We start from the raw sequence: 17,452 nt of genomic DNA, 5'->3' as shown, positions 1-17,452 counted from the left end.
GCGGCCAAGCAAAGGCCCGGCCCTCCAGTAAGGAGGGCCGGGCGAACGCAAATACACACTCTGAGCAAATACACACTCTTAGAATGGCTGCGAGTATGCAGCGCCAGTCGAATACATGCGAGTCCGGACGAATACGGGCTGGCTACGCAGTGCCAGCCGGCGCGCAGGCCACGGATGGCAATGCGCGCATCTGCAATTGCCCCCGCTGTCCAGTGGTCGCCGTGGTCCATTGAGCATCGATCTGCTGCAAGTCTTTCGACAGCTTTCCGCGATGGCTGCCATCCGTCGTGAATGCCGTATTGCCTTCGGGCGCCAGCTCGAAAATCTCCACTTGCAGATCCGACAGGCGGACAAGCATCCGGACCTTTATCTTCGTCACCTGGCGACCGACCTCGTACGTACCGCATCCAAGCGCGCTTCGGCATTCTGGCTGTCGAGGGCCCGCACCGAGTCGAAGGTGATAACGACGTTCTGCACCGTCCTGTCACCATCCCAGCGGAATTCGCCAGAATACCCACGCGGCATATTCTGGGTCAGATCTTCCATCTCCGCCGCGTGGGCGACGGAAGCAAGGAGCAGACTTGCGGCCGCGATCGCCGCACCGATGCGCAAGAACAAGCCGTGAAAATTTGCGATCCCCAGCCAACGCATGTGGCATTCATCCTCTAGGAAATGTTGTCGCCGTTAGACGATCCTGACGAGGCCAAGGTTCAAGCCTCTCAGTTGAATGAGCAGCCTTGAGTTCGCCCGGGGTCGCCGTGAACGTCAGTTTCCGCCTTCTCAACGTCATGACGCCCGCCGCGTACCCAAGGACGCCACCAATGACAGGTGCCACCATAGCTGCCAGAGATATTGATAGGTGAGAGCATTTCCGAGCAGGAAGCGTGCCGCCCCAGGGCCCATACGCAGGATTGCGCAGGGCATATCGTCAATCGATTTCACATTCCGACCGAAGCTACTTGTTTGTGGCTGATGATATGCGTTGTGCGGCTACCGAAGATTATCGAAAACCGGTAGAATTCTGTGTAATGAGTTGGACAAGGTTTTTCCGGGTAAACGTGTCATGCGCGCTGATCTCCCCGATATCCCGCTCCCCTCCTCCATCCGCTCGCGCTATGTCGACGGCATCAACGGCTTGCGCATGCATGTGCTGGAAGCCGGCTTCGAAACCCGCGGCCGGCCCTGCGTGCTGCTGCTGCACGGCTTCCCCGAACTCGCCTTCTCCTGGCGCAAGGTGATGCCGATTCTCGCGGAGGCCGGCTATCACGTGCTCGCGCCGGACCAGCGCGGCTATGGCCGCACCACTGGATGGGACCCTGACTACGACGGCGATCTCGCCTCCTTCCGCCTCCCCAATCTGGTGCGCGATGTGCTCGGGCTGGTGTCGGCGTTCGGCTACAGAAGCGTCGACGCCGTGATCGGGCATGATTTCGGCTCGTCGGTCGCGGCGTGGTGCGCGCTGATCCGGCCCGACGTATTCCGCTCGGTTGTCATGATGAGCGCGCCGTTCGGCGGCCCACCGGCGCTGCCGTTCAACACGGTGAACGAACCTGCTGGGCGCATCGACGATCCCATTCACCGCGATCTGGCCGCACTGCCGCGGCCGCGCAAGCACTATCAATGGTACTATTCGACGCGCGAGGCGAATGACGACATGCACCGCGCACCGCAGGGCGTGCATGATTTTCTGCGCGCCTACTACCATCACAAGAGCGAGGACTGGAAGGACAACAAACCCTACCCGCTCAAATCATGGTCCGCGGGCGAAATCGCAAAGCTGCCGACCTATTACGTGATGGACCTCGCCAAGGACATGGCCGCGACCGTTGCGGAAGAAATGCCCTCGCCGTCGGAAATCGCAGGGAATAAATGGCTGCCCGACAGCGAGCTTGCCTTCTACAGCGCCGAGTATGAACGCACCGGATTTCAGGGCGGCCTGCAATGGTATCGCTGCGGCACCTCGGGCGCGTTCACACCGGAATTGCAGTTATGGTCGGGCCGCACCATCGACGTGCGCTCCGCCTTCATCTCGGGCAAGCAGGACTGGGGCACCTACCAGCGTCCCGGCGTCTATCAGGCAATGCAATCGAAGGCCTGCACAAACATGATCGGCTGTCATCTCGTCGACGGTGCCGGCCACTGGGTGCAGCAGGAGCAGGCCAACAAAGTGAGCTGGCTGCTGGTGCAATTCCTGCGAGGGACGAAGGCGAGCCAGGGCACGCCCAACAATTGACCGCGGCAGACGCCAAGATTAGAATAATTCTAAACTAAGAAAAGGCAGGCGTCCCGTGAAGAATTTCGCCGATCTGACCGAGCGCGAAGTGCTGGCTGTTGCGATCTCTTCCGAGGAAGAAGACAGCCGCATCTACATGACCTTCGCGGAGGACCTCGCGGAGCGCTATCCGGACTCGGCAAAAGTATTCGAAGAGATGGCGGAGGAGGAACGCGGCCATCGCCATCGGCTGCTGGAAATGTACGAGCAGCGGTTCGGCGCGCATCTACCGCCGATCCGCCGCGAGGACGTCAAGGGATTCTTGCGAAGGCGCCCGATCTGGCTGACGAAGAACCTGTCGCTCGACACCATCCGCAAGGAGGTCGAGACGATGGAGCTCCAAGCCGAGCAATTTTACATCAAGGCCGCAGAGCACGCCGAGGATGTCGGCGTCCGCCGCCTGCTTGGCGACCTCGCCGAGGAGGAAAAGGGCCACGAGCGATTAGCGGTGAAGCTGACCGGCGAGATCCTCAGCCCCGATGTGCGCGCGGAGGAAGACAAGACGCGGCGGCGCATGTTCGTGCTGCAATATGTGCAGCCGGGACTGGCCGGGCTGATGGACGGTTCGGTTTCAACGCTGGCGCCGCTGTTTGCCGCGGCCTTTGCCACGCATCAGAACTGGCAGACGTTTCTGGTCGGCCTCGCCGCCTCGATCGGCGCCGGTATCAGCATGGGTTTCGCCGAAGCGCTGTCGGACGACGGCTCGCTGACCGGACGCGGCTCGCCCTGGCTGCGCGGCATCACCTGCGGGCTGATGACGACGCTCGGCGGCGTTGGCCATACGCTGCCCTATCTCGTTCCTGACTCCTGGCCGAACGCGTTCTGGATCGCGACCGCGATCGCCTGCATCATCGTGTTCTTCGAACTATGGGCGATCGCCTTTATCCGCGCGCGCTACATGGACACGCCGTTCCTGCAGGCGGTGTTCCAGATCGTGCTCGGCGGCGCCATCGTGCTGGCGGTGGGGATATTGATCGGCGCGGCTTAGCGAGCGTCTCAGTTCGCGCTCGCGGCGTCTCCCGCGATCCGGCCGAAGATTCGAAAGTCATGGAACGCGCCCTTGAACCATGCCTTTTGCCGCAACGTGCCTTCATACTGAAAGCCTGACTTTTCCAGCACGCGGTCGGACGCGGCATTACCGGGCAACGTCCAGGCATCTATGCGATTGAGCCTGAAGGTCTCGTGTCCGCACGCGACCACGGCCCGCACCGCCTCCGTCATCAAGCCCTTGCCCCAATAGTCCGGATGCAACTCGTAGCCAATTTGGCCGCACCGCCATTTCTTCTCGAAACTGTTGAAGCGGATCGCGCCGGCCAGCGCCTTTGAGCCGCTGATCTCGATGATCCAGGCACAACCCTTGCCGGAGCCGTGGATCTTGGACATCCAGCGCAAGGACCGTTCGACCCGCGTCGTAGACGGCGTATCGGGCCAATTGGAAAACCGCGTTACGTCGGGAATCGACAATAGCGCCCGAAAGGCAGGCACATCCTTTGGCATCGCCGCCCGTAAGGTCAGCCGCCTGGTGGACAACACGGGAAATTTCCGGCTCGCGGCGGTGGCATGGTTTCCTCTGTCCGTTTTGTTGATCGAAAGACTAACCAGCAACCCGGCCTTCGCCAAGCGGTTAGCAACATGACGGGATCGCCGCTGTACAGCCATTGCTCTTGCCGCGCGTACCCAAACTGAACATCATCCGCGCCGCATTCGAAAACAGAGCGGGAGTACGCCTTGGCCAAATCGCAATGGAGTTTCAAGACCGCCGTCGAACTATCGGCCGCACTTGCCGCGAAAAAGGTCTCCGCGGTTGAACTTGCCGAGGACGTCATCGGCCGCATCGAACGGCACGATGCAAAAATCAACGCGATTTGCGTTCGCGACTTCGAGCGCGGACTTGCCGCCGCCCGCGCCGCCGACGCTGAACTGGCGCGCGGCGTCAGGAAGCCGCTGCTCGGCATCCCGCTGACCGTGAAGGAATCCTACAATATCGCGGGGCTGCCGACGACCTGGGGCATTCCGGCGCAGAAGGAATTCACGCCTGGGGAGGATGCGCTGTCGATCTCGCGCGTCAAGGACGCCGGCGGCGTCATTCTCGGCAAGACCAATGTGCCGCTCGGGCTCGGCGACTGGCAGAGCTACAACGAGATCTACGGCACCACCAACAATCCGTTCGATCTCGGCCGCACGCCGGGCGGCTCGTCCGGCGGCTCGTCAGCAGCGCTCGCGGCCGGCTATGGCCCGCTGTCGCTGGGGTCCGACATCGGCGGCTCCTTGCGCGTGCCCGCCTTTCATTGCGGCGTCTATGCACACAAGCCGACCTTTGCGCTGGTGCCGGGGCGTGGCCACACGCCGCCGCCGTTCCAGCCGCTGCCGCTCGACCGCGACCTCGCCGTGATCGGCCCGATGGCGCGCAGCGCCGCCGATCTCTCGCTGCTGCTCGACACCATCGCCGGCCCCGATCCGCTGGAGGCCGGCAAGGGTTACACGCTCGCACTGCCGGCTCCACGTCACGCCGCGCTGAAGGATTTTCGCGTGCTGGTGGTCGACACCGACCCGGTCATGCCGACCGACGAGGTGGTGCGCGGCACGATCCACAAGCTGGCCGCCAATCTCGAAAAGGCTGGCGTCAAGATCGATCGCGAGAGCCCGCTGCTGCCGAACTTTGCCGAGACATCCCGGCTCTACATGCGGATGCTGATGTCGTTCCTCGGTGCTTCCTTTCCGCCAGAGGTCTATGAGGGCGCGCAAGCCGCCGTCGCCACGCTGCCGGCGAGCGAGACAAGCCTCGCCGCCGAACGCCTTCGCGGCATAGCGCAAAGCCACCGCAATTGGCTGATGGACGACGGCGCGCGCGCCCGCCTGCGCGCGCAATGGCGCGAATTGTTCAAGACTTATGATGCCGTGATCTGCCCGATCATGCCGACGCCGGCCTATCCGCACGACCACTCCGACGACCAGGAAAAACGCCGGATCAGGATCGACGGAAAGGACCACGTCTATCCCGACATGCTCTCCTGGCCTGGTATCGCTACCCTGCCCGGCCTGCCCTCCACCGCTGTCCCGACTGGCTTCTCGCCGAACGGATTGCCGGTCGGCGTGCAGATCGTCGGCCCCTGGCTGGAAGACCGCACGCCGCTGAAGCTCGCCGAACTGATCGAACGCGAATTCGGCGGCTTCAAGCCGCCGCCGATGTTTGACGATTGAGCGACGAAACGCAACGTCATTGCGAGGAGCGAGGGTGAAGCAGTACGGTTGAACGCGCCATGCGGACTTTCATTCGAAGCATCATCGCCGTCGTTGCCGGCTTCCTGCTGATGTGGCCGCTTGGCTATGCCTATGCCGCGCTCGGCTGGCCAACATTCCACTTGTGGGGGCTGATGCATGGCACCTATGTCGCGGCCTGGCCTACCCTGTCGATCCTGGCATTCCTGGCACTGGGGTATCTGCCGCTTTTCCGGCGCGTCGACGACACGGCGCTTCTCATCGCCGGCCTTGTTTGGGGTCTGTTGCTGGCCAGCGGTTTCAACATCCGCCACGCTCTCGGCTATGAGATCGCCTATGGCCTGTTCGGCGCCACGGCCGTTGTCGTCGCAATACTCTGCATCTTTGCCAAACACCGGCTTCGTTTGGCGTTGCTTGTGGTATCGCCGCTTGTTTTCCTGAACCTGGATCTTCTGCTGGCGCCACCGGCGCTTGAACAATTTTTGTCTCGGGCCATCCTTGATCTCAAGGGGCTCTTGCCGCCAGTCGCTTTCTCGCTTGCGGGTTACGTGCTTGGTTCGCTCGCCCGCGTCGCGATCAAGCGCTCGCCGAGAACAGCGTGATGGCCGCTCTGCATTGACGAACAAGAACCGGAGGAAATCATGAACAACGACCTCGCCGAGCTGACAGAGCTCAACCACGACTATGTAGCGTCCGTGCAGAATTCCGACGTCAAGCGCTTTGATGAAATCCTTAGCCCCGATTTCTACTGCTCCAATCCCGACAAGTCGCTGGTCGATCGCGCCGCGTTCCTGCAACAGACCGCAAAGCCGGTTGCGATCAAGAACCTGCGCGCGGAAAACGTGAAGATCAGAATCCTCGGCGATTTCGCCATCATCCACGCGGCGACAAGCTACACGACCGCCGACGGGCAGCAGGCGCACGGCCGCTATACCGATTGCTGGGCGAAGCAGAACGGCAGGTGGCTTGCGGTATCAGCGCATGTGACCCGGTAGATGAAACTGTCATTGCCGGGCTTGACCCGGCAATCCATCCCGTTTGACAAAGGGCTTCTTGCGAAGATCGATGGATGCCCGGGTCAAGCCCGGGCATGACGAGCTTCTTCAGCTATCAAACACGATCACGCTGCGCAGCGTCTTGCCGGCTTTCATGTTGGCAAAACCCTCGTTGATCTCGGAGAGTTTCAGCTTGGCCGAAATCCAGTCCTCCAGATGTAGCTTGCCGCGCATGTAGAATTCGACGAGGCGGGGCATGTCGACACGGAAATGGTTGGAGCCCATCGACGATCCCTGGATGCGGCGCTCGCGCAGGAAGTCGAAGCCGTGCAGCTCGATCTTCTGGCCGAACGGAATCATGCCGACGATGGTCGCGGTGCCGCCCGCCGCCAGCATTGCAAAGGACTGCTCGGCGGTTTCCTTGCGGCCCAGCACCTCGAACGAGTGATGCACGCCGCCGCCGGTGAGTTCGCGCACCTGCTGCACCACGTCGCCCCGGGCGGGATCGACGATGTCGGTGGCGCCAAGCTTGGTGGCCAGTTGCAGCTTGGCCGGGTTGGTATCAATAGCGATGATGCGGCCGGCGCCGGCGATCGCGGCGCCATTGATCGCGGCCATGCCGACGCCGCCGCAGCCGATCACCGCCACGGTCTCGCCGGCCTGAACTTTTGCGGTGTTCACCACAGCGCCGTAGCCGGTGATGACGCCGCAGCCGATCAGGGCGGCCAGTTCCAGCGGCATATCCTTGCGGATTTTGACGATGGCGTTTTCGTGCACCAGCATCTGCTCCGCGAACGAAGAGAGATTGAGGAACTGGTTGAGCTTCTCCGGCCGCGCCCAGGACAGGCGATTGGAGGCGCCGGGCAGCATCTTCACTGTGGTGTCGGTGCAGAGCACGGTACGGCCTGTGGTGCAGTTGTCGCAGGTGCCGCAGAACACGGAGAGACACGTCACGACGTGATCGCCGGGTTTTACATAGGTGACATCGGAGCCGACCTTTTCGACCACGCCGGCGGATTCGTGCCCGAGCACGGCGGGAAGCGGATGCGGGTAAAGCCCTTCCATGAAGTGCAGGTCGGAATGACAGAGGCCGGCGACGCGGGTGCGGATCAGGACTTCGCGCGGGCCGGGGTTCGGCACGCTGACATCCTCGATCACCAGCGGCTGGTTGACTTCATGCAGAACGGCGGCCTTCATCGGGTGCTCCCTCTATTTCTGTTTTTTGAACCAGTATTGATGGCAGCCTACGCTGCGGCCAGCAATTCGCCAACCTCGGCCATGCCGACGTCGCGATCGCCGAGCAGATGATCTGATATCGCGCGCTGGGTGGTATTTTCCGTTAGCCGGAACGGATCGCCCGCCGCGACGCGGTGGTCGACCACCATCCGCGACAGCAACAGCCGCCTGGCGTCGCCGCGCATTTCATGGATGCGGCCGCCTTCCCAGGCCAGCGCGACGGCGCTGGCGACATGATAGAGCAGACTGGTGGCGCGCCGCGCATCGCCCTCATTTTCGCTCCGGCTCGCGACTTCGCGGGCAAAGCCGACGGCGCGGTCGGTCAATTCGTGCAAACGGCTGCGCCACGCCTGCGGTACGTTGGCGCTGTCGTCGAGGCGGGCATGCAGATCGGCGGCGAGCGCGGCATCGGCGCCGTGGCGGCCGACCGCGCGCGTCAGCGCATCGATTGCGACGATGTTGCCGGTGCCTTCCCAGATCGAGCCGAGATGGGCGTCGCGCAGCAGCCGGGCGGTGGCGAATTCCTCGATGTAGCCGATGCCGCCGCGCATCTCCAACGCGTCGCCGCAGACTTTCCGCGCATCGCGCGTCGCGCGGAATTTCAGCGTTGGGGTGAGGATGCGCAGCAGCGCCGCCGCATCCTGGCTGCCGGCTTCCGCGCGATCGAGCGCATCCGCCGTGAGGAAACTCATCGACAGCGCCTGCTCGGTCGGCAGCATGATCTTCATCAATTGCCGCCGCGCCAGCGGCAGGTCGATGATGCGCTGGCCGAACACCACGCGGTTTTTCGCCACCGTCATCGCGTCATGATGCGCCCGCCGCATCAGGGCGGTGGATTTGACGCCGTTGGAGAGCCGCGACGAATTGACCATCTCGGCCATCTGCACAAAACCGCGGTCGAGCTTGCCGACCGCGTACGCAATCGCGCCTTCGAACTTGATCTCGCCCGACGCCATCGAGCGGGTGCCGAGTTTGTCCTTCAGGCGCACGATCCGGTAGTGGTTCTGCGAGCCGTCGTCGAGGAAGCGCGGCATCAGGAACAGGCCGACGCCGCGCGTGCCGGAGCCCGCGCCCTCGGGGCGCGCCAGCAGCATCACCACCTTGGCGTCGGCATTGGAGCAGAACCACTTCTCGCCATAGAGCCGCCAGTGATCGCCTTCCTGCACGGCCCTTGTCGTCAGCGTGCCGACGTCGGAGCCACCTTCCTTCTCGGTCATGAACTGGCCGCCCTGGGTCAGCTTGCTCATGTCGGTCTGCGTCAGGCCGTCGAGATATTTCGCCTTCAGCGCGTCGCTGCCGAAATTGTTGAGCAGTTTGGCGCAGCCGTCGGTGACGTTGATCGGGCAGCCCATGCCGAATTCGGTCTGATTGAACAGGAAGGTGAAGGCGTGCTTGGCAACGACGGGGTATTTGTCCGGCCAGCCCATGATGCCCTTGCGGATCGACAGCGCGTGAATGCCGAACTCGCCGAACGCGGCTTTTTCGAGCTCGCGATAGGCCGGGTGATATTCGATATACTGGGTATCGCGGCCAAATTTGTCGCGCTGGTGCAGCACCGGTGTGTGACGATCCGCCAGCCGCGCGCATTCGTCGAGATAGCCACCGGCGAGTTCGCCAAGGCGATCGAGATGCGGCTCGATATGGCGAAACAGCGCATCTGATAGATGCAGCCGCAGCAGGTCGGTCAACGCCGGATCGGCGCGGTAAAAGTTCATCCCGGTTGTGTCAGGCGCGAGCAATCCCGGCTGGCTGGCCGACGCGGTTGCGCGATCTTGCATGAGTGGATGCATTTTTAGCCCTTGTTCGTTCGGCCCGATCTTGATCATCTACCGATAGCGCAGGCGTTCAAGCCGTCAACACGCATAATTGGAGGGCGGCCCATGGCGGACGATTGCCCAGACGGAGTCGGGTTCCTAGATACTTAAGTCCCACTATCCGAGGACCGCGCCCATGGAAATTCCAAAATACAAGATTGCCCTGATCGTCGGCGTCGGCGAGGGTTTGAGTGCATCGCTGGCGCGCGTGTTCGCACGCGAGGGCATCAAGGTTGCGCTCGCCGCGCGCAAGATCGAAAAACTCGGCGCGCTCTGCACCGAAACCGGCGCGCGCGCCTTTGCCTGCAATGCCACCGAGACCGAAGAAGTCGAGCGCCTGTTCGGCATGGTCGAGCGCGAAATCGGCACGCCCGACATCGTCGTCTATAACGCCAGCGCCCGCGCGCGCGGCGCCTTCACCGATCTGGTTCCGGCCGAAGTTGCGAACGCCATCGCGGTCTCGGCGTTCGGCGGCTTTCTGGTGGCGCAGCAGGCGGCGCAGCGCATGCTGCCGAGCAAGCACGGCGCGATCCTGTTCACCGGCGCCTCCGCCAGCGTCAAGGGCTATCCGCAATCGGCGCCGTTCGCGATGGGAAAATTCGCGCTGCGGGGCCTAGCCCAGAGCATGGCGCGCGAATTGTCGCCGCAGGGCATTCATGTGGCGCATTTCGTCATCGACGGCGGCATCCGCAGCGCGGCCCGCGCCGAATCTGCCGACAAGCCGGACTCGATGCTAGATCCGGATGCGATCGCATTGAGCTATTGGAGCGTACTGCAGCAGCCACGCAGCGCCTGGACCTGGGAGGTCGAACTGCGGCCGTGGGTGGAGAAGTTTTGACGCGACCACCACCGTCATTGCGAGCGCAGCGAAGCAATCCATAGCGTTGCACGACAGGAAGATGGATTGCTTCGTCGCTTGCGCTCCCTTGCGCAAACGCTTCGCGTTTGTCGCAGGCAATGACGAAAACGAACAACAACAGGGGGACACATGACCACCGAAACCAAGATCGACACCGGCACCGACGAACTGCTCTGCGTGATCCGCGACCGCGTCGCCATCATCACGCTGAACCGCCCCGAGGCGCGTAACGCGATGTCGGATAATCTGACCCCGGCCTTGCGCAACATGATCAAGGCCTGCGGCGAGAATCCAGATGTCGGCGTGCTGCTGCTGACCGGCGCGGGCAAGGCATTCTGCGCCGGCGGTAACGTCAAGGGCATGGGGGCGAATCGCGACAAGACAAAGCTCGCAATGTCCCATGACGAGCGGGTCGCCGACCTGCAGGAGCGGCAGCGTCTCCTGACCGGCGCGCTAGTCTCGGTGCGCAAGCCGACCATTGCCGCCCTGCCCGGCCCCGCGGTCGGCGCCGGATTAGCGCTGGCGATGGCCTGCGACATGCGCATATCAGCGCAATCGGCATTCCTTTCCACCGGCTACCTCAAGGTGGGCCTGAGCGGCGATTACGGCATCGCCTGGCTCCTGACACGGCTGGTCGGCACGTCGCGGGCACGGGAATTGATGTTCACTTGCGACAGGGTCGATGCGGCCAGGTGCGAGGCGATCGGCCTGGTGAACCGCGTGGTCCCCGACGACAGGCTGCAGGCGGAAGCCTTCGCGCTCGCTAAATCGATCGCCGAAGGACCGACGATCGCGATCCGCTACATGAAGGATAATCTGGACGAAGCCTTGATGTTCGACTTCGCCACAGCGCGCGATCATGAGGCCGAGCGCATGATCCGAAGCCAGGTGACGGCCGATCACAGGGAGGCCGTGCAAGCCTTCATCGAAAAGCGCGCGCCGGTGTTCAAGGGCAATTGAGCCTCTTCTCTCTCCCCGTTCTTCACGGGGAGAGAGTCGGGGTGAGGGGCTCTCTCCGCGAGCTTGCTGTAGCGATAGCGTCGTAGCCCGGATGGAGCGGAGCGAAATCCGGGGCAACTCTCGCATGTGGGTAGACCGGTCCCGGATTGCGCTTCGCTCCATCCGGGCTACGAGACTACGAATCTAGATCGGATTTTCCTCAAACAGCCGCGCCACCATCACCGAATCCAGATAAGCGCGCACGCGCACGATGGTATCATTCCTGAAGTAGCAGACCCAGCAATAATGGTTGTCGAAGCGAAAGCCGTTCTTCGCGGTCGCTTCGGAATGCAGCTCAACAATTGCCACATCGTCCTGCACGATCAGGTTGTCGACGTGCAGTTGCGCCCCGTTCGGCAGCACTTTGCCAAGTTTGGCGAAGGTCCCGGCGATGAAATCGGCCTTCGACAAATAGTGGCCGGCGAGCGGATGCGTACCCATCACGGTCCAGTCGACGTCTTCGGCGACATGGGCAAAGAAGCCGGCGCCATCGCCATGCTCGAGGCCGGCAAAGATCTTCCGCACGAATCCCGCATCGACTGCCATGACCGGCCCCTCCCTGCGAAGTCGCCGAAGGGAGGCTAGACCGCGGCGATGGCATTATCAATCGACCACCCCGCCCCCGCGCGAAAAGTCGACGAAGGCCCGCAGTGCCGCTGGCAGTTGCCGCCGGCTCGGATAATACAGGAAGAAGCCGGGATAGGCCGGACACCAGTCGGCCAGCACGCGCACCAGCTTGCGCTTCGCTATCAGCTCATCGACCTGCGCCTCGAACACGAAGGCGAGGCCGGCGCCATCCAGCGCCGCATCGACCATCAGGTCCTGGTCGTTGAGCGTCAGCGGTCCCTCGACATCGATATCGACCTCGATGCCGCCGCGCTCGAACTCCCAGCGATACATCACGCCGCTGGTGAAGCGGTAGCGGATGCACGGCAAGCCCTTGAGGTCATGCGGCGTGATCGGCGGCTTGTAGGTCTTGAAATAGCGCGGCGAGCCCACCACCGCAAAGCGATGACGCGGCCCGATCGGGACCGCAATCATGTCGGCGGCGATGGTCTCGCCGAACCGGACGCCGGCGTCGAAACCCGCCGCGACCGTGTCGATCAGCGCGTCGTTGATGACGATCTCGACATTGACGTCCGGGAATTGCTTGAGGAAGCGCGTCACGATCGGCAGCAGCACCAATTGGGTCGATTGCCGCGCGGCGTTGAAACGAAGCGTGCCGGCCGGCTTGCCGCGGAAATTGTTGAGGTCCTCCAGCGCATCGTCGATATCGCGGAATGCCGGGCTGATCCGCGAGAACAGCCGCTCGCCGGCCTCCGTCAGCGAGACGCTGCGCGTGGTGCGGTTGATCAGCCGCAGATCCAGCCGCTCCTCGATATTGCGCAGCGCATGGCTCAGCGCCGAGGCCGAGACGCCAAGCTCGGTGGCGGCCGCGCGAAAGCTGCGGTGCCGGGCGATCGCCAGGAAGGTCGCGAGGTCGGAAGGGTCGATCCGCATTGATGAATTTTAATCAATAAGCTATGAAGTATTTAGCGGATTATCTCAGATATGGCGAGCCGCTATTCCTTGCCCATCAGGCCAGGCGATCCGCCGGGCCTAATCGAAAGGGCAAGAAAATGCGTGTCTGGTTTATCACAGGAGCTTCCCGGGGTTTTGGCGCTCTGATCGCGGAAGCCGCGCTGAAGGCGGGCGATGCGGTGGTCGCCACCGCGCGCGATCCCAACACCGTTACCGCCCGGCTCGGTCAGCATGACCGGCTGCTGGCGACCCGGCTCGACGTCACCAGCGAGGCAGAGGCTCATGTGGCCGCGGGCCAGGCAGTGAAAAAATTCGGCCGCATCGATATCCTCGTCAACAATGCCGGCTACGGCCTGCTCGGCGCGATCGAGGAAGCCAGCGCCGCGGAGACCGCCAAGCTGTTCAACACCAACGTTTTCGGTCTGCTCGGCGTCACGCGCGCAGTGCTGCCGCATATGCGGCGCCAGCGCTCGGGCCACGTCATCAACATCTCCTCGGTCGGCGGCTACACCGGCTATCCCGGCTGGGGCGTCTATGGCGCGACCAAGTTCGCGGTCGAAGGCATCAGCGAGGCGCTGTCAGCCGAAGTGGCGCCGCTCGGCATCAAAGTCACCGTGGTCGAGCCCGGCTTCTTCCGCACCGATTTCCTCGACGAGACGTCGCTGGCGCGCACCGCGCAGCATATCGATGATTACCGCGAGAGCGTCGGCAACACCCGCGCCCATGCCGCCGATGTCAACCATGGCCAGCGCGGCGACCCGCGCAAGCTGGCGAGTGCGTTCATCGCGCTGGCAAACGCCAAGAATCCGCCGCTGCGGCTGCCGCTCGGCAGCGACACGGTGGAGCGGATCGAAGCGAAGAACGCGTTCGTTGCAAGGGAACTGACGGAATGGAGGACGCTGGCGACCTCCACGGACTTCACTGACGAAGCCGCGTAGCGACGGAAAAATAGCCCGGTTCTGGTACGGCCAGAACCGGGCTCAGTGTATCAAACCGCAAGCGAGGACATGGCGCTGGGGGAGACGGCGGCAAGCCGCCAACTGGCGCATGGGATTTCCTGCGGCTCGATGTGGATCGGTTTCTGGAAGCGCGTCAGCCTCCAGTCGCCGGGCGTATTGGTGAAGGCATAGCCAGCCTTGCGGGCGAGCGCGATCATGACGTCGTTGGAACGCAGCGTATCGCCGAAGATGCGTTCGGCGCCAAAGGCAGCCGCGCGGCATTCGAGATTCTTCAACAGCGCCTTGCCGATGCCGTGGCCCTGCCAGCGATCGTCGATCGACAGGCCGAACTCGATTGAGCTGGCCTCGCTGTCGAAGGCATAGCGCGCCTCGCCGACGATGACCTCACGGCCATCGACCAGCACGGTCGCGACCACGCTGAAGCGATCGGCCTCGCCGACATGGATGAAGCGCTCGAGTTCGGACGACGGCAGTTCGCTGGCCGCGCCGAGAAAGCGGCTGTAGCGGGAACGCGTCGAGAGCGCGCGGAAATAATTCTGCAGCGCCTCGGCATCGCGCGGCTCGACGAAGCGCACGGTCACGGCCTGGCCGTGCCGCGAGCGCAGCACGTCCGAATACTGCCTGAGATCGTCGAAACGCAGCGTGGTCATGGCGCACTCCCGCCGGTCCTCAATGAGAATGGCCGGCGCCCCTCTAAACAGGCGGCGCCAGCCGGCTGCTACTCAAGCCCGCCAGAACGGTTTATCGGCCTCGTAGGCGACGTCGCTCCAGGAGATGCCGATGTCATGCAGCTCCCGATCCGACCACCGGGCCAGTTCGCGGCGCGACTGGTAGCGCTGCCGCCAGACATGGAGGGTTTCGGCCAACTGGCTCAAAAAGCCCGGTCCATGATGATTTATCATCGATTCATGCGTGTAAGTGGACATTTTCGGCTCCTGTAGTAATCTGTTGGGGCTAATATCTGCCTTGTCCGAGCCTTCCACAAACGACACTTTGTACCGTTTCGGATGATATAAACTCATATATCGGGGGATCGCAGAATGACCGCCAGGCTGCCATCGCTGAATGGATTGCGGGCGTTCGAGGCCGCGGCCCGGCATTTGAGCTTCACGCAGGCGGCGTCCGAGCTGAACGTCACGCAGACCGCGATCAGCCACCAGATCAAGCGGCTCGAGGAAGAGCTCGGCGTCCGCCTGTTCATCCGCCAGAACCGCTCGCTGGCGCTGACGGCGGAAGCGGAGGACTACCTCCCGGGTATCCGCGCCGCCTTCAACGATCTTCGGCTTGCGACCGACCGCCTGCTGCGCAAAGACGACGACCATGTGCTGACGGTGTCGACGCTGGCGTCGCTGGCGGCCAAATGGTTGCTGCCGCGGCTCGCCGCGTTTCAGGAAGCCCATCCCGGCATCGACGTGCGCATCACCACCTCGACCAGTCTGGTCGACTTCCAGCGCGACAATGTCGACGCCGGCATTCGCTATGGCCGAGGCCAATGGCCGGGCGTTCGCGCTGACTGGCTGATGGCGGAGGAGCTGTTTCCGGTGTGCAGCCCGGCGCTGCTGAAGGGCAACAAGCCGCTGAGATGCCCCGAGGACCTCAGGGACCACGTGCTGCTGCATACCAGCAGCACGAACAGCGACGATTGGCGGCTGTGGCTGACGGCAGCCGGACTGCCGGCCGATCTTTCGAAACAGCCGGGCGTGACCTTCGACATGATCTTCATGACCGTGCAGGCCGCGATCGACGGCTTTGGCGTCGCCCTGGGACGCACGGCCTATGTGGAGGAAGACATCGCCAGGGGCCGACTCGTGGTTCCCTTCAAGATCTCGCTGCCGGTCGATGCCGGCTTCTATCTGGTCTCGCCCGCGGGACGAGCCGATCCGCCAAAGCTGTCGGCCTTCCGGCAATGGCTGCTCACGTCCGTGCAGAGCAAGCCCTGACATCGCAGATATTCCGCACACCGAGTTGCATGCGACATCGTCGCATAAGGGCGCATTTCGGCGCGCACGAGACGCGTGACGCCGCCTCTTCATCAGGCTAGAAAATCGCCGGGGCGGATGGATTTTCCTGGCCGAGCGCCGGTTTGATTTCCAGGCCAACAACGACAACAAGAGCGCATGGCCGATCTGACTAGAAAATTCGATGTGCTGGTGATCGGCGGCGGCAACGCAGCTCTCTGCGCCGCCATCAGCGCCCGCCGCGCCGGCGCTTCCGTGCTGGTGCTGGAAGGCGCACCAAAATTCTATCGCGGCGGCAATACCCGCCACACCCGCAACATGCGCTGCGCGCACGATGCCGCCACCGAGATTCTAACCGGCCCCTACACCGAAGAAGAATTCTGGGACGATCTGTTGCGCCTGACCGGCGGGCAGACCGACGAGGAACTGGCGAAATTTATGATCCGGGAGTCCAAGGACATCCTGAGCTGGATCGTCGAACAGGGCGTGCGCTGGCAGCCCTCGCTCGGCGGCACGCTGAGCCTTGGCCGCACCAATTCGTTCTTCCTCGGCGGCGGGCGCGCGATGCTGAACGCGCTGTACCTGACCGCCGAAAAACTCGGCGTCGAGATCGCCTACGATGCCGAGGTCGTCGACCTCGAGATCGAGAACGGCATGTTCCTCTCTGCCAAGCTGAAACAGCCCATCGAGGGCCTCAGCGAAATTCGAGCTTCCGCGCTGGTCGCAGCGGCCGGCGGCTTTGAAGCCAACATCGAATGGCTGAAGGAGTATTGGGGCGCGGCCGCCGACAATTTCCTGATCCGCGGCACGCCTTATAACCGCGGCTCGATCCTGAAGATGCTGCTTGCCAAGGGCGTGCAGGATATCGGCGATCCCACGCAATGCCATGCGGTGGCGATCGACGCCCGCGCGCCGAAGTTCGACGGCGGCATCATTACGCGCCATGACTCGGTGGTGTTTGGCATCGTCGTCAACAAGCACGCCCAGCGATTCTACGACGAGGGCGAGGATATCTGGCCGAAGCGCTACGCGATCTGGGGGCGGCTGGTGGCAGCCCAACCGGACCAGATCGCCTACATCATTTTCGATTCTACTGTGGTGACGAGCTTCATGCCGACGCTGTTCCCGCCGATCGCGGGCGCCAGCATCGCCGAACTCGCGGGCAAGCTCGAACTCGATCCTGCCGAGCTGGAGAAGACGATCACCGAATTCAACGCCGCCGTGCAGCCCGGCACCTTCGACCATACCATTCTGGACGATTGCCGCACCGAAGGCATCACGCCGCCGAAGACGCATTGGGCGCGCCGGATCGAGACACCGCCTTACCTCGCCTATCCGGTGCGGCCAGGTATCACCTTCACCTATCTCGGCACCCGCGTGAACAAGCAGTCGCGGATGGTGATGAAGGACGGCAAGCCTTCCGCCAACATGTTCGCGGCCGGTGAGATCATGGCCGGCAACGTGCTCGGCAAGGGCTATGCGGCCGGCATCGGCATGACCATCGGCAGCGTGTTTGGGCGGGTGGCCGGGCGTGAGGCGGCGAAGAATGCGAGGAATTAGGTTGGGGTTCACTCCCCCGCGAGCACGGCGCGCGGAGAGAGCCCCTCACCCCTACCCTCT

Annotated in this window: 19 protein-coding genes; 10 read left to right on the top strand and 9 right to left on the bottom strand. The window is 63.1% G+C overall.

Features of this window, described 5'->3' with window-relative positions; translation table 11 throughout:
- Positions 1 to 142 precede the first annotated feature (142 nt).
- Both ACH79_RS43895 and ACH79_RS43890 read right to left on the bottom strand, forming a co-directional pair.
- Positions 143 to 379 carry a hypothetical protein gene (locus ACH79_RS43895; protein ID WP_246738538.1) on the bottom strand — a complete coding sequence of 79 codons (237 nt, stop codon included), beginning with the start codon at positions 377 to 379 and terminating at the stop codon, positions 143 to 145.
- Positions 376 to 651, bottom strand: a complete 276-nt coding sequence (locus ACH79_RS43890; protein ID WP_246738537.1) for a hypothetical protein — start codon at positions 649 to 651, stop codon at positions 376 to 378. The genes ACH79_RS43895 and ACH79_RS43890 overlap by 4 nt, the downstream gene beginning before the upstream one ends.
- Before the next feature lie 412 nt (positions 652 to 1,063).
- On the opposite strand from ACH79_RS43890, the gene ACH79_RS14560 reads away from it, so the two are divergent.
- Both ACH79_RS14560 and mbfA read left to right on the top strand, forming a co-directional pair.
- A complete protein-coding gene (locus ACH79_RS14560; protein ID WP_161851646.1) occupies positions 1,064 to 2,233 on the top strand; it encodes an alpha/beta fold hydrolase in 1,170 nt (389 codons plus the stop codon).
- A 55-nt stretch (positions 2,234 to 2,288) separates the two neighbouring features.
- On the top strand, positions 2,289 to 3,260 hold the full coding sequence (gene mbfA / locus ACH79_RS14555) for an iron exporter MbfA (RefSeq protein WP_161851645.1): 972 nt from the start codon (positions 2,289 to 2,291) through the stop codon (positions 3,258 to 3,260).
- An 8-nt stretch (positions 3,261 to 3,268) separates the two neighbouring features.
- Here mbfA and ACH79_RS14550 read toward each other — a convergent pair whose 3' ends face one another.
- The gene (locus ACH79_RS14550; RefSeq protein WP_246738673.1) at positions 3,269 to 3,769 is read right to left on the bottom strand and encodes a GNAT family N-acetyltransferase; all 501 of its coding nucleotides are present in this window, start codon (positions 3,767 to 3,769) and stop codon (positions 3,269 to 3,271) included.
- Between the two features lie 231 nt (positions 3,770 to 4,000).
- Here ACH79_RS14550 and ACH79_RS14545 point away from each other — a divergent pair, with 231 nt between their 5' ends.
- From ACH79_RS14545 to ACH79_RS14535, 3 genes are read left to right on the top strand one after another with little or no spacing between them, the layout of a single operon-like run.
- Complete coding sequence (locus tag ACH79_RS14545; RefSeq protein WP_161851643.1) at positions 4,001 to 5,473, top strand: amidase; 1,473 nt, start codon at positions 4,001 to 4,003, stop codon at positions 5,471 to 5,473.
- Between the two features lie 59 nt (positions 5,474 to 5,532).
- Positions 5,533 to 6,093, top strand: coding sequence for a hypothetical protein (locus tag ACH79_RS14540; RefSeq protein ID WP_161851642.1), 561 nt, complete (start codon positions 5,533 to 5,535; stop codon positions 6,091 to 6,093).
- 39 nt (positions 6,094 to 6,132) lie between these two features.
- Positions 6,133 to 6,486 (top strand): nuclear transport factor 2 family protein, encoded by a 354-nt coding sequence (locus tag ACH79_RS14535; RefSeq protein WP_161851641.1) that lies wholly within the window; start codon positions 6,133 to 6,135, stop codon positions 6,484 to 6,486.
- A 108-nt stretch (positions 6,487 to 6,594) separates the two neighbouring features.
- On the opposite strand, the gene ACH79_RS14530 is transcribed toward ACH79_RS14535, so the two are convergent.
- A complete protein-coding gene (locus ACH79_RS14530) occupies positions 6,595 to 7,683 on the bottom strand; it encodes a Zn-dependent alcohol dehydrogenase (protein ID WP_161851640.1) in 1,089 nt (362 codons plus the stop codon).
- Positions 7,684 to 7,730: 47 nt separating this feature from the next.
- Complete coding sequence (locus tag ACH79_RS14525) at positions 7,731 to 9,500, bottom strand: acyl-CoA dehydrogenase family protein (RefSeq protein WP_371419400.1); 1,770 nt, start codon at positions 9,498 to 9,500, stop codon at positions 7,731 to 7,733.
- Positions 9,501 to 9,672: 172 nt separating this feature from the next.
- Here ACH79_RS14525 and ACH79_RS14520 point away from each other — a divergent pair, with 172 nt between their 5' ends.
- A complete protein-coding gene (locus ACH79_RS14520; protein WP_161851638.1) occupies positions 9,673 to 10,374 on the top strand; it encodes an SDR family NAD(P)-dependent oxidoreductase in 702 nt (233 codons plus the stop codon).
- 150 nt (positions 10,375 to 10,524) lie between these two features.
- On the top strand, positions 10,525 to 11,355 hold the full coding sequence (locus tag ACH79_RS14515) for an enoyl-CoA hydratase (RefSeq protein ID WP_161851637.1): 831 nt from the start codon (positions 10,525 to 10,527) through the stop codon (positions 11,353 to 11,355).
- Positions 11,356 to 11,538: 183 nt separating this feature from the next.
- Here ACH79_RS14515 and ACH79_RS14510 read toward each other — a convergent pair whose 3' ends face one another.
- Together ACH79_RS14510 and ACH79_RS14505 are read right to left on the bottom strand one after the other, a co-directional pair.
- On the bottom strand, positions 11,539 to 11,940 hold the full coding sequence (locus tag ACH79_RS14510) for a nuclear transport factor 2 family protein (RefSeq protein WP_161851636.1): 402 nt from the start codon (positions 11,938 to 11,940) through the stop codon (positions 11,539 to 11,541).
- Between the two features lie 57 nt (positions 11,941 to 11,997).
- The gene (locus ACH79_RS14505) at positions 11,998 to 12,894 is read right to left on the bottom strand and encodes a LysR family transcriptional regulator (RefSeq protein WP_161851635.1); all 897 of its coding nucleotides are present in this window, start codon (positions 12,892 to 12,894) and stop codon (positions 11,998 to 12,000) included.
- A 119-nt stretch (positions 12,895 to 13,013) separates the two neighbouring features.
- On the opposite strand from ACH79_RS14505, the gene ACH79_RS14500 reads away from it, so the two are divergent.
- The gene (locus ACH79_RS14500) at positions 13,014 to 13,853 is read left to right on the top strand and encodes an oxidoreductase (RefSeq protein WP_161851634.1); all 840 of its coding nucleotides are present in this window, start codon (positions 13,014 to 13,016) and stop codon (positions 13,851 to 13,853) included.
- Positions 13,854 to 13,903: 50 nt separating this feature from the next.
- Here ACH79_RS14500 and ACH79_RS14495 read toward each other — a convergent pair whose 3' ends face one another.
- Both ACH79_RS14495 and ACH79_RS14490 read right to left on the bottom strand, forming a co-directional pair.
- Positions 13,904 to 14,524, bottom strand: coding sequence for a GNAT family N-acetyltransferase (locus ACH79_RS14495; RefSeq protein WP_161851633.1), 621 nt, complete (start codon positions 14,522 to 14,524; stop codon positions 13,904 to 13,906).
- Between the two features lie 72 nt (positions 14,525 to 14,596).
- Positions 14,597 to 14,800, bottom strand: a complete 204-nt coding sequence (locus tag ACH79_RS14490; protein WP_161851632.1) for a DUF1127 domain-containing protein — start codon at positions 14,798 to 14,800, stop codon at positions 14,597 to 14,599.
- 114 nt (positions 14,801 to 14,914) lie between these two features.
- Between ACH79_RS14490 and ACH79_RS14485 the strand changes: the two genes are divergently transcribed.
- Both ACH79_RS14485 and tcuA read left to right on the top strand, forming a co-directional pair.
- Entirely contained in the window at positions 14,915 to 15,814 is a 900-nt protein-coding gene (locus ACH79_RS14485; protein ID WP_161851631.1) for a transcriptional regulator GcvA, read from the top strand.
- Positions 15,815 to 16,000: 186 nt separating this feature from the next.
- Positions 16,001 to 17,392: an FAD-dependent tricarballylate dehydrogenase TcuA gene (gene tcuA / locus ACH79_RS14480; protein WP_161856360.1), complete on the top strand. Its 1,392-nt coding sequence runs from the start codon at positions 16,001 to 16,003 to the stop codon at positions 17,390 to 17,392.
- The last annotated feature ends 60 nt before the right edge of the window (positions 17,393 to 17,452 follow it).

It is taken from the genome of Bradyrhizobium sp. CCBAU 051011, from assembly GCF_009930815.1.
In the GTDB taxonomy this organism is placed as follows: Bacteria; Pseudomonadota; Alphaproteobacteria; order Rhizobiales; family Xanthobacteraceae; genus Bradyrhizobium.
This window is presented reverse-complemented; position numbering and strand designations above follow the sequence as displayed.